Annotated in this window: 6 protein-coding genes; 2 read left to right on the plus strand and 4 right to left on the minus strand. The window is 41.9% G+C overall.

Features of this window, described 5'->3' with window-relative positions; translation table 11 throughout:
* The first annotated feature begins 317 nt into the window (after window positions 1-317).
* On the plus strand, window positions 318-614 hold the full coding sequence (locus Q0064_RS09450) for a hypothetical protein (protein ID WP_298147662.1): 297 nt from the start codon (window positions 318-320) through the stop codon (window positions 612-614).
* 18 nt (window positions 615-632) lie between these two features.
* Here the strand turns inward: Q0064_RS09450 and Q0064_RS09455 are convergent, their stop codons facing one another.
* From Q0064_RS09455 to argS, 4 genes are read right to left on the minus strand one after another with little or no spacing between them, the layout of a single operon-like run.
* Window positions 633-2,141, minus strand: coding sequence for an MBOAT family O-acyltransferase (locus Q0064_RS09455; RefSeq protein ID WP_298147664.1), 1,509 nt, complete (start codon window positions 2,139-2,141; stop codon window positions 633-635).
* A gap of 2 nt (window positions 2,142-2,143) precedes the next feature.
* The gene (locus tag Q0064_RS09460) at window positions 2,144-3,568 is read right to left on the minus strand and encodes a LysM peptidoglycan-binding domain-containing protein (RefSeq protein ID WP_298147667.1); all 1,425 of its coding nucleotides are present in this window, start codon (window positions 3,566-3,568) and stop codon (window positions 2,144-2,146) included.
* Window positions 3,555-4,991 carry a hypothetical protein gene (locus Q0064_RS09465; protein WP_298147669.1) on the minus strand — a complete coding sequence of 479 codons (1,437 nt, stop codon included), beginning with the start codon at window positions 4,989-4,991 and terminating at the stop codon, window positions 3,555-3,557. Before Q0064_RS09465 ends, Q0064_RS09460 begins: the two co-directional genes overlap by 14 nt.
* Window positions 4,992-5,000: 9 nt before the next feature.
* A complete protein-coding gene (gene argS / locus Q0064_RS09470) occupies window positions 5,001-6,779 on the minus strand; it encodes an arginine--tRNA ligase (RefSeq protein ID WP_298148042.1) in 1,779 nt (592 codons plus the stop codon).
* 340 nt (window positions 6,780-7,119) lie between these two features.
* Between argS and Q0064_RS09475 the strand changes: the two genes are divergently transcribed.
* Entirely contained in the window at window positions 7,120-12,936 is a 5,817-nt protein-coding gene (locus Q0064_RS09475; RefSeq protein ID WP_298147672.1) for a T9SS type B sorting domain-containing protein, read from the plus strand.
* Window positions 12,937-12,993: the final 57 nt, after the last annotated feature.

Consider the following 12,993-nt stretch of genomic DNA (forward strand, 5'->3'; position numbering starts at 1 on the left):
CGGATCTTTTTTAGAAGTTAGTCCCGATAGCTATCGGGATAGAAGTTAGAATTTAGACTTCGTGACGTTCACCACTTAACGTATCGTTTTATCCTACTTAACCCACGTATCGTAGGTGCTTGAGCCTGTCGAAGGCTATTTTTTGAGAAGCTAGTCCCGATAGCTATCGGGATAGAAGTTAGAAGCTAGACTTCATGACATTCACCACTTAACGTATCGTTTTCCCACCCTAATCCGCGCATCGTCGGTGCCAGTTCTTATCGAAGGTTTAACCGCAAAGAGCGCAAAGATTTACGCAAAGTTCGCAAAGACGTTTTGTGCCTTTTTCTTTACAACAGATATCGGAATTCGCTTTTTTCCATTTTTTAGCTTTTTTCCATTTTTTAGCTTCTTTTCATTTTTTCCATTTTTTTATATTTTTTCCATTTGCAACTCCTTCGGGTGAGCGACAGCAGCGGCATCCTTTGCGGCGTTATGGTATTTCCACCCTACGTTCGCCGGAAAGATACAGCGGATGGCGCGACGGCGGTTCAGTGAAACGTTTGCGAAGCGCTACGATTGCACCGCCGGCACCCCCAAAAAAAGAAACTAAAATTTTGAAAAAAACGGTTTAAAGAAAGTAGCTCGCTTCGTTAAAACTGGAAGTAAATAAACGGTTGTGGCCCCTCGGAACTGCTGGCGTAAACCAACCAAAATACCGCAGCAAGAATTAATGCTTTGCCGGCAATGGGTAAGTAACCGAAAGCTTGTTTCAAACCATCGGACCAACGACTTGGTAAAAAATGCCACAAGAAGCCAAACAACATCACTAACATCACGTTTCTATAACCTTCTAAAATTACGAGATACTGCTCGGGGTTCCATTGCAACTGACCAATGTTTCCGATCAGTTCAAAAGCTGTTTCGAAATCTTTCGCGCGGAAGAAAATCCAGCAAAAAACCACGAAATGAAACGTAAGCAATACCTGCACAACACGCACAAAACTATTTTTAGGTAAGTGAAGTACGTTCTTGAACAAGCGCTCTACAACCAAGGCTAAACCGTGTAAAACGCCCCAAATAACGAACTTCCAGCTCGCACCATGCCAGAGTCCGCCGAGAAGCATCGTCATAAACAAATTAAAGTACATGCGGAACTTTCCTTTGCGGTTTCCACCCATAGAAATGTACAAGTAATCGCGCAACCAGGTAGATAACGATATATGCCAACGACGCCAGAATTCGGTTATCGAGGCCGACTTATACGGTGTGCGGAAGTTTACCGACAAGCGGAATCCCATTAGTAGTGCAATACCGATAGCCATGTCGGAATAGCCCGAAAAATCGCAATAAATTTGTATAGCGTAGCCGTACGACGCCAATAAATTCTCGAAGGCCGTATAGCTGCTCGGCGAATCGAACACACGATCGACAAAATTTAAGGAGATAAAATCGGATACAACTGTTTTCTTGATTAATCCGCCAATGATTAAAAACAACGCGTGATTTAAGTCGGAACTGTTGAGGGTAATTTTCTTGTAAATCTGCGGTAAAAACTCCGAGGCTCGAACAATCGGACCGGCAACCAGTTGCGGAAAAAACGACACAAAAAACATGTAATCGAGTATGTTTTTAGTAGGCGTAATTTCACGGCGATAGATATCGATGATGTAGCTCATCGATTGGAAGGTATAAAACGAAATTCCGACCGGAAGAATAATATCTTGAAACGCTAAATTGCCTTCAAACCACTGGTTGTAGTTATCGATTAAAAAGTTGCTGTACTTGAAATAACCGAGAAATCCGAGATTTAAAACAACACTCAGTACCAAATAGAACTTTCGGAACGACTGTAACTTTTCTTCGTACAGGAGTTTGGCTAAATTGTAGTCGATCACACCGCTAAGCAACAGTAAGCCGAAATAGTGACCGCTTGATTTGTAATAGAAAAACAGCGAAAACAAGAACACGTACAAATTGCGCAAGTGGTATGTTTTTAGTCGCAGTGTTAGGATGTAAATGGGATAAAAAATCAGAAACAAGCCCAAAAAGAGTGCAGTATTGAATAAAATCGGACTTTTCGGATCGAAGGTAAACCACTGCGCTACATCGGCGGAAGAGCATGTGAAAAAATCCGTGATATATTTTGTAAAATCCTGCATACTTACTGACCTACTGATTTTGCGTATTGATTGGCTTGGCGGATAATCGCTTCGGCCAACAACGTTCCTTGTATTTCGTAACCTAATTTGGAATAGTGCACGCGATCGGCGGCCATTAATCCTCTTTTATAATTTCTACTTACGGCATTTCCGCCACCCAACTGTGTGTATCCGTCCCATACGGCGTAGCGCAATAACTCGGCATTTAACAACAGTGCATTCGCATAGCTTTCCACGTACGTGTTTTTGTATCGTCTTTTAAACAACGAAGGCGGAGGCGTGCACACCAAAATTTCGATATCGGGATGGATACTTCGACAATTTTGAATGAACGTAGTAAGATGATTGATATACGTTGAAGCCGATTGGTGATCGAAACTTTCGTTGGTTCCTAAAGAAAGTACTAACAAATCGGGCGAAGTTGCCAGTAACTGCTGGAAGAACAACGGGCTTTGGTTGTAATCGGAGAATTTAGCACCGTTAACGCCCACACTGCTGTAGATAATGCCGCCGTCGGAATTTTCCAACATAAATCCGTTTAAAGCAGAAGTGTCGTCTGAATCTGTAAAAACTTCAAATTGCAGCGCTTGATCAAACTCTTTGGATGTCCACGTTTCACTTGCGTTGAAATCGACCGTGGCGTACTTATACTTTTTTATACTTCTTGTACGATTTTCCGACTTGCTAACAATCAGCGTTTTACCAGCGCGAATTCGATCGGATTTCAAACGATTTATTTTTTTAAGCTGACTAACCGAGATTCCGTATTTACGAGCAATGCTTCCCAAAACTTCGCCGTCTTTGATTTTGTGTATGCGCGGTTTTGGTACAATCACTTTTTTGCTTTCTAGCGTCTTTCCCGCAGAAAACTGCCAACGTGCCGTACTTTTTGGCTGCACAATGCGTACGAGGTCGAATGCATCGGAACTGTCTTTCAAACTAACTTTCACGGCACAGGGGCGCTCTTTGCTACTCAGCGAAATACCGCTTAAACCCATGTAGGCATTGCCACCATTTATAATGCGTTGCGCTGAAAAATTGTTTGCCGACTCAAACGAAACGTCTGATGAACCGTTAGTTCGCGCTAAACGGTGAGGAAAAATGAAGCCACGTCCGCCGTTTCCGTAGGTTTCCTGAAGTAGTGTTCGCGTTTTATCGGTTTGTAAATCGGCTTGAATGTGCGAGTCACCAATGTGAAAAACGTGCACACGCTCGCTTAAAAAACCGTCTGTTTCGCGTTGCTGCAAAGTTTTCAGGAATTTAGCAATGGCTTTCGGATTCTTTAATCCGTTTTCAGGAATTACGATTGGAACGGCAACGATATCTTCTGCGACAGCGGATTCAACGTCGGTTGTATCCGTTACCTGAGCTTTTCCTGAGAAGATAAATCCGAAGAAAAGCAACAATATGAGGCTACATTTCTTCATCAGGAATGCTGTCGTTTTCAGGCAACACGGCCTCAGTAGCGACTTTACTTTTTAATCGTTTATATGTAATAAAACCACTTTGTAATTTTTGATAGAACAGCGAGGCAACCTTCTTTGCTCCGCGGAAATTAAAGTGCGTATAATCTTTATTGGCTAAGGCCGGAACTTCGTCGACCCAACGAACCATACTTCCGTTGCCGCCCATTAGTTCGAACAGATTTATAAATCCGCTTCGTGTTTCTACAGCTAATTTTCGTTGTGCGAGTGTTAAAGGCACTACAGCCGAATCGGTACGCATTTCCATATCGTACTTTGTTGCTTTATCGGCGGCGGAAATCAGTAAAATGGGAACGCCGGGAAAACCTGCTCGTAAATTAGCGATGGCTTTTTGCATGCCGCGTTGATACCAATTGTAATTTTTAGTTCCGTAATTCAGAACATTCGTGCCGTAATGCAGAATAATTAAATCGTAGCCCAACTTTTTTTGAAATTGGTTAAGCAATTGTGGATTTAGCTTTGCCAGCGGCATACCTGAGTTTCCGCGTTGCGAAAAGTTGTCGATGTGAACGCCTTTTCCGTTGTCGAAATTAAATCCGTAGATTGGAATGGAATCGGCTTCGATAAAATCGGCTCTGAATTTCTTTAAATCCGACTTACCTATACGAAGTGTGTTGAGCGCTAGATTACCATCTAATTTATACCACAAACTATCTTTTCCGTAGGTGACTTTCAAGCGGCCGTTTTTTCTTGAACTCCCGTAGAAGAGTGTCGGATTAGGTAGCGATGCCACATTGGCTTGTCGGCCTGCTTCATAACGTACCCACGCCAAGCTGTCTGTGGGATAAAAAACATGTCCGTTGATTCCAAAAGTGTATCGGCTGTATTTCGAAGTCACGAAATTCTGATCTTTCCAACTACCTCCAAAACTGTGCTTTACGGAACTTCTGCTACCCGCAGATTCAGATACAAGAGGAACGAAACCAACACCTGTTCCGCCGAACTGCGATTGAAATGCCGAACGCAAGTCTTGAACGATTAAGTCGCCATCGGTCATCGAATCGCCAAAATAAGCAATACGTACCGACTGATTGGGATTGGATTCGAGTAAGCGAAGTTTTTTATAAAACGAAATCAAATGTTGATTTCCGGTGTATGATTGCGCGGTTTCAGACGGAAACTGAATGCCAGACTCATCGACATAAACAATTGGCTGATTCCCCATAGAATCTGCTTCGGCATAGTTAAGTTCATCGGTGGCTTCCGCTTCCGAAATAGCTTCAATAACCGTGCTGTCGACAACTTGATTTGCCGTTGCTCGTTGTTCGGGAAACAACTTTTTAGGCAAATACGGTTTGGCAACCACAAACAAAATGGCTGCAAAGAATAAAATCAGAAATGATTTAAAAAAACTCGATTGCTGCATTGGGGTGATTTACATGCGTTCGGGCGACTGAATCCCCAACAAATACAAGGCTTTCTTTATAACTTCTGCTGTTTTTGCACTCAACTGTACACGGAACGTTCGCGTATTTTCGTCGCTTTCACCTAAAATAGAAACCGATTGGTAGAAACTGTTGTATGCTTTCACCAAATCGAAGGCATAGTTTGCAATTAGCGCCGGACTCAATTCTGCGGCAGCAACTTTTACCACTGCTGGAAAATCTTCCAAAACTTTAATTAACTCGATTTCTTTTGCATCGAGCGTTGAAACAACTGCTAAGGTAGTTGGGATACTGCCTGCTTTGCGTAAAATCGACTGGATACGTGCGTGCGCATACTGAATAAAAGGTCCGGTATTTCCGTTAAAATCGACAGATTCTTTTGGATTGTAAGTGATTTTCTTCTTCGGATCGATTTTCAACAAGAAGTACTTCATTGCGCCTAAGCCAATTGTTCGGTATAAGGCCGACTTTTCTTCTTCGGAATAACCGTCGAGTTTTCCGAGTTCTTGTGAAATAGCCGTTGCGGTGTCGATTACTTCGGCAATTAGATCATCGGCATCAACAACGATACCTTCGCGCGATTTCATTTTTCCGGTAGGCAAATCAACCATGCCGTAAGATAAGTGATGCAACTGATTGGCCCAGCTAAAACCTAACTTCTTTAAAATCAGGAATAGGACTTTAAAGTGATAATCTTGTTCGTTTCCAACGGTAAAGATCATTTGGTCCATACCTGGCTGATCTTTCATGCGTTGAATAGCAGTACCTATGTCCTGCGTCATATAAACGGCAGTTCCGTCGGCACGAAGAACGATTTTACGATCGAGACCGTCGGCGGTTAAGTCAATCCAAACCGAGCCGTCGGGATCTTGTTCAAAAACGCCTTTTTCCAAACCTAAAGTTACAACCGACTTCCCGAGCAGATAGGTTTCACTTTCGTAATAATACGAGTCGAAATCTACTTCTAAATCGCGATAAGTCGTTTCAAAACCTTCGTAAACCCATTGATTCATGGTTTTCCACAAAGAAACAACTTCGGCATCGCCGGCTTCCCATTTGCGAAGCATGTCTTGTGCTTCGAGAAAAATAGGTGCTTGCTTTTTAGCTTCATCTTTAGTTAGGCCATTTGCCTCAAGCGCTTTTATTTCTTCTTCGTAAGCAATATTAAACTGCACGTAGTATTTTCCGACAAAATGATCGCCTTTCATTTGGGCAGTTTGTGCTGTTTCGCCGTTGCCAAAACGTTGCCAAGCCAACATCGACTTACATATATGTATGCCGCGATCGTTTATAATTTGCGTTTTATGTACTTTTTTTCCTGCCGCTTCTAAAATTCGCGATACCGAAAAACCGAGCAAGATATTTCGAATATGACCTAAGTGAAGCGGTTTGTTTGTGTTTGGTGAAGAAAACTCTACGATAGCGCCACCTTCTGAAGAAATTGGATGCGAACCGAAATTAGAATCTGCGAAAATATGCGAAAATGTCTCGGTGAATGCTCTTTCTTGTAGTGTAAGGTTTAAGAAACCCGAAACAATGTTATAGCTTTTGAAGAGCGATGATTTTTCAAGCAATAAGGCTCCGAGCTGTTCTCCAATTTGTGCTGGTGCGAGCTTTAAGGCTTTAACGAGTGGGAAAAGTACGACGGTAAAATCGCCCTCAAACTCTTTTTTAGTTAGTTGAACTTCGAGCGGAATGGCGTCAATATTGGAAAACACGGACTGAATGCATTCAGTAACAGTGGCTTCTATTTGCTGTTTCAGAGTAATCATTGCGATTTTTTTGAGGCTGCAAATATAATTGAATTGCGCGCTCGTTTTAATAGTAATAAGAATCGATTTAAAGAAGAATTTTACTTTTTAACTATGAATTCAAATTTAAGCGGAATCTTGGGTCGACACCGCCTTAAGTCACAGTAATATTCAAGCAGGAATTACACGGCACGCGAGTTAAAAGTAGGATTGTCGGTAGAAATTAAAGATTGAAGCAATCGTTTACAGACCTTATGCTGAGCTGTGCATAAAAATTAACAATTGCTAAAATTCCCAAATTCCAGTTAATTATTAAATTTTTAGCTATGTTTGCTAACTTCAAATATTCTGTGTTTTTATGAAAAAGACATTTATTTTATTGGCGTTTTTAAGTTGTTTAATGGGTTTTTCGCAGGGAATAACTGTCGATGCGACAACCTATACCCCCGCACAACTCGTAAACGATGTTTTGATTAACTCGCCTTGTGTTGCAGCTCAGAACGTAGTTGCAAGTACGGGAACAAACTTTGGATCAACGAATGGTATTGGTTATTTCGAAAATCTAAACCCAAACTTTCCGTTTTCCAGAGGGGTAATCCTAACAACTGGTAATGTATTAAACAGCCCAAGTCCGAACAACACTACATTGAGTGATGGTTCAAATACTTGGCCAGGTGATACAACCCTTGAAAACATACTGCTTTCGCAAAATGGGGTAAGCATTAACTCAATTAATGCGACATCGCTCACTTTCGAATTTACTCCGAAAACACCTTCGTTCGATTTTCGATTTGTTTTTGCATCGGAAGAATACGGTACTTCACAGTGTGATTTCTCGGACGCATTTGCTTTCATTCTTTACAATAAGACACTAGATCCTGGTCTTACAAATGGTATAAACCTTGCCGTAATAAACGGTAACACTGCGGTTTCGGTAGCTACTATTCGCGATAACGAATACAACCCGTTGTGTACTAGTGAAAATGAGTCCTTTTTCGGAGCTTTTAACGGCCCTGGTTTTGGCCCTGCTATTAATTACAATGGCCAAACTATTCCTTTAACAGCTTCTGCTACAGGATTAAATACAAATCATATATATGTAATTAAAATTGTAATTGCCGACGGTAACGACAACACCAACTTTGATTCTGCCATATTCCTAGAGGCGAATAGTTTAAATGTTGGGCAAAATGTATTGGGAATCGATTACGTACCTGCAAACAACAACGCGATTTGCGCGGGTGCCACGCTGCCGACATTAAACGCAGCTGGGCTTTTAGCAGGAACTACATATACTTGGGCACAGAACGGAACAACTATAGCAGGAGCTACAAATTCTACATTAGTTCTTCAGGGAAATCCAAGTATAAGTCCGCTTGTTGCAGGAGAAAACAGATTTAGCGTAACATACGTAGAACCTCTCTGTACTGCTATTACCGATGAAATTATAGTGTTCTTATACCCAACAATTAACGCTTTAGCTACAGTTCCAAACATTCATGTATGCGATACTGGAGCAACGAATTACACTTTTGATTTGTCAAAAAATACGCCGATTATCTTATCAAACAATACTGCCGCGGCAGCAGATGACTTGCCGGCGGATACTATTATTCGGTATTATGAAACTCAGGCTGCTGCTGATGCAGGACTTACTACAAATGCATTGCCGTTGAGTTACAGCATACCATCAAACCCGAATAACAAAGTTATTTACGTGCGCATTCAAGCCAACGGAACGCCCTGTTACGTGGTGCGAACTTTTACGCTGCGCATTATTGCAGCTCCTGTAATTGCTGCAACTCCACAAAACATAACAATTTGTGCTCGGAATTCAACAGAAAATCCACCACGAGCAAATATTAACTTAGCAACTCTAACTACAAATCCTGCTTTAAATCCACCTATAAGCTATACTAATGTTGTTTTAGGAAGCCAAGACCCGACCGCTTATACAGTTACATTTCATAGTACCGCAGCGGGTGCAAGCTCTACTATTAATAATACAACTGCCCGATTAAACCCAGTGAATGGTGTTCTTGCCTCTGTAAGCAGAATATTTTATGTCCGGATACAAAATGCTTCAGACCCATCGTGTTTCACTACTACGCAATTCAGTCTAACGGTGACTCCATTGGCACAAGTTGACGATTTTCCAGATGTTGTGGTATGTACATCGTACACACTGCCTCCGCTAACTTTCGCGGGCTCACAATATCGCACTGCAGCGAACGGAGGAGGTACAGTTATCAATGCTGGTACAACTTTTACCACAAACACTACGGTTCACATTTGGAATAACACAGGAGGTTGTCCAGGTTCAAGCAATTTTACTATCACTATTGCAAATTTAACTGCTATCACACCTGATGATGAAACAGTTTGTACTTCGTATAGTTTACCGACACTTCCTTATGGAGATTATTACAACAATCCGAATGGTACAGGAACACCAATTGCAGAGGGATCAGAACTTACAAATGCAGTAAACAATTTATTCGTTGTTTTTACTGACAACACTGTATCGCCACCGTGCGTCATTAACCGACCGTTTACTATTAATGTAATTCCTTTCACTCCACTACCGGATTATGACAATCAATTTGCATGTTCAAGTTATACTTTACCGCCAGCAGGTAATGGAGGAACGTATTATAACGGCCCGAACAAAACTGGGGGTATTGTATCACCAAATACCATTATTAATACAGTAGGTGTTCGTACAATTTATGTTTACAAAGAGTCAAATACCTCACCGGTAAATTGTACTTCTGAAAAATCTTTTACAGTTACTATCGGATTCAGCAGTATTACTCCACCAGCCGATGTTAATTCATGTTCTAGTTATGCCTTACCTCCACCACCTTTTGGAGAGTACCGTGACGCCCCAGCAGGCGGTGGAAATGTTATTACACTTCCTGCTACTCTTAGTGCACCGCTAACAACCGTTTATATTTATGTACCTGGGCAAAGCTGTTTAGATAATCTTAGTTTCGATGTTACTGTAAACGTAGCAGCACTACCAACAATTCCCGACGTTGGTCCAGTATGTGATATTTACACACTACCGGAGCTTGGCTTAGGCGGACAGTACAGAACAGCACCAGGAGGCACGGGATCTGTGCGCCCGGTTGGTTTTCCTATCACAACACCTGGAGTAACCACCTTATATTATTACAAGCAAGGTGCTGCCGCTGGCTGTTTTGTAGAAGAAGAATTTACAGTTACCGTTAATCAATCACCACAAATTTCTCCGAGACCGCAGGAAGTAATTCGATGCAACCAACCATTTGTCCTGGATAACTTGGCTTTCGGTGAGTATTATGATAATCCTGGTGGACCATCGGCTTCTAATCCTGTATTACCAGAGGGATTTGAAATTACGTCCGATAACACAATCTATGTCTATTCTAGTAGTAGTGAACCAGGCAACACTTGTTTCCAAGAGTATAGTATCGACGTATTTGTAACCAATACAACGGTAACCGACGTTGCGGATGTATTTAAATGCGACACTGATAATTATGTTCTTCCGGCTATCGTTGGTCCGGGAACTTATTACACCGCACCTAATGGACCTAACGGAACGGGTACCGCATTAGCTGCCGGCTTTGCACCGCCAGTAGGTACTAACACGTATTATGTTTACGCTGAAAACAATAACCGTATTGCTTGTTCAGACGAAGATTCTTTTACCGTTACTATCTATCAAACACCAACGGTAGCACCTATTACTCCGGTAACGCAATGTGATTCATACATTCTACCAGCACCTCCGGCACCAGCTACAAGATGGTTTACTTTGCCAGGAGGACCAACTGTAACTAATAATGTTGAACGTTTACCTGGTTTCAATGTGACTACCACAACTACCTTATATGCTTATGCAGAATCGGGTACTGCTGCCACACAAATTTGTTTTGACGATGAGCCTTTTGTAATTACAATAAATCAAACACCAAACATTCCTGCACAAGCTGCAATATATGCTTGCGATAGCTATATAGTACCAGCGCCTCCTGCACCTGCAACAAAGTGGTTCACCGATAATACGGGAACGGGAACAGAGATAACTGTTGGCACTACAATAAATGCTTCTACAACAATTTATGCCTACGCAGAAACTGCAACTGTCCCGAACTGTTTTGAATATGAGCCTTTAAGCATAACGATTTACAACACACCAGTTGTAGCACCGATTGCTCCGGTTACCGTTTGTGATTCTTATACATTACTTGCTCCACCTGCACCAGCTACAAGATGGTTTACCTTACCAGGCGGACCAACAGTACCTGGTAACGTTGAGCGATTGGCTGGATTCAATGTAATAGTTACAACAACTTTATATGCTTACGCAGAATCTGGGACAACCGCTACACAAATTTGTTTTGATGATGAGCCGTTTGTTATTACCATCAATAATTCGCCTGTAGTAGCAGCAATTGCTCCAGCTTTTGCTTGTGATACGTACATTTTACCAGCGCCACCTGCACCTGCTACACGCTGGTTTACCCAACCAGGTGGACCATCAAATGCTGCAAACACTGAATTATTTGCTGGAAATTCAATTTCAAACTCAACCACAATTTATGCTTACGCTGACACCGGAACTGTTCCAAACTGTACCGATGAGGAAGCATTCAACATCACGATTACAACCACACCAATTATTAATCCTGCAGATATTCAGAATATAAATACTTGCGCAACTTCTTACGCGTTGCCAAACTTAACTACTCCTGGTGCAAACTACTATGCAGGACCAAATGGTACAGGCGGCGTAATAAATCCTGGCACTATTTATACTTCTAATGCTCAAGTGTATGTTTATGCGGTAAACGGAACTGCTCCAAATACATGTGCGTCGGCGAATGAGTCATTCAATATTACATTCTACAATGTGGATGAAGTTCCTGACGTTACGGTTTGTGGATCATACACCCTACTACCTCTGAATACTCCAGGAGCTGCTTACTATAACGCGCCAAATGGCGGCGGTGGTGAGATACCCGTTGGAACGGTCATAAACTCAACTAGAACAATTTACGTATACGGTATTGCACCATTTACACCTGCTTGTTCGAGCGAAACAAGTTTTATTGTAACGGTAAATCCAGCAGCAGTAGCGAATCCGGTGCCACAAAGCTTACTGCGAGTTTGTGATTCGGATGCGAATCCAAATGACTTTATCACTGGATTTGATTTAGATACGTTAACAGCAACTATCCTTGGTAGCCAAGACCCAACTTTCTACAGTGTTGAATACTATCCTTCACCTGATGATGCTGATTTCCAGACCAATGAAATAATTACAGACAACGGACCTTTAACCGATACGTCTTTAAATACGGTTTACGTAAGAGTTAGCGATGGCAGTACTTCTGGTTGTGAAGACATCGAACCAGTAACCATAACAGTAATTCCACAGCCGGCTTCAGATCCACTTTCAGGAACTATCTGTACTGACGTTGTAACAGGACAAATCACTTTACCTGTGATTGAAAGTGGTTACAGTTCGTCTTTCTATAATTTCAATTGGACCAATGCTGCTGGCGATACTGTGGCTACAACTCCAAACTTCAGCCCAACAGCTGCTGGAGCTTACCAATTGGTAATAACTGCACAAGGTATCACAGGTTGTGAATCAACTCCAATTCCGGTAACAGTAATTGAATCGGCTCGACCTGCCGAGGTTAGTTTTGAAACTTTGGGTTGGTTTACGAACAGTCAGACTATTCGTGTACTTACAAATCCAGCCGATGATGGCACTAAATTCTTGTACTCGATTGATGGCCAACCGGCACAGAGCAGTAATGTATTTACCAACGTACCATCGGGTGTTCATGAAATTGTAGTTTCTGACGTAAATGGTTGCGGCTCGTTGCCATTGCCTATTACCATCGAATTGGTTGACAGCATGAAGTACTTTACACCAAACGGTGATGGTATTAATGATCGTTGGACGATCAAAGGTTTTGATCCTTCGAATCCTGCGCAAGTTTTCATTTACGATCGTTTTGGAAGATTCCTTACGCAAATCTATACTGATGGCGATGGTTGGGATGGAACGGTAGCTGGACAGCCACTACCTGGAACCGATTACTGGTTCACGATTCAGTACGTTGAAAATGGCGTTCTGAAAGAGTATAAATCGCACTTCTCGTTGATCAGATAACAATCAAAAAAAGCTCCGAAATTCGGAGCTTTTTTTATGCACTTTTTCTCGCGTTAG

The organism is Flavobacterium sp., assembly GCF_027490375.1.
In the GTDB taxonomy this organism is placed as follows: domain Bacteria; phylum Bacteroidota; class Bacteroidia; order Flavobacteriales; family Flavobacteriaceae; genus Flavobacterium.

Excerpts from the sequence above, each read along its gene's own strand:
- Q0064_RS09455 (WP_298147664.1), bottom strand. The coding sequence starts at position 2,141 with ATGCAGGATTTTACAAAATATATCACGGATTTTTTCACATGCTCTTCC.
- Q0064_RS09460 (WP_298147667.1), bottom strand. The coding sequence starts at position 3,568 with ATGAAGAAATGTAGCCTCATATTGTTGCTTTTCTTCGGATTTATCTTC.
- Q0064_RS09465 (WP_298147669.1), bottom strand. The coding sequence starts at position 4,991 with ATGCAGCAATCGAGTTTTTTTAAATCATTTCTGATTTTATTCTTTGCA.
- Q0064_RS09475 (WP_298147672.1), top strand. The coding sequence starts at position 7,120 with ATGAAAAAGACATTTATTTTATTGGCGTTTTTAAGTTGTTTAATGGGT.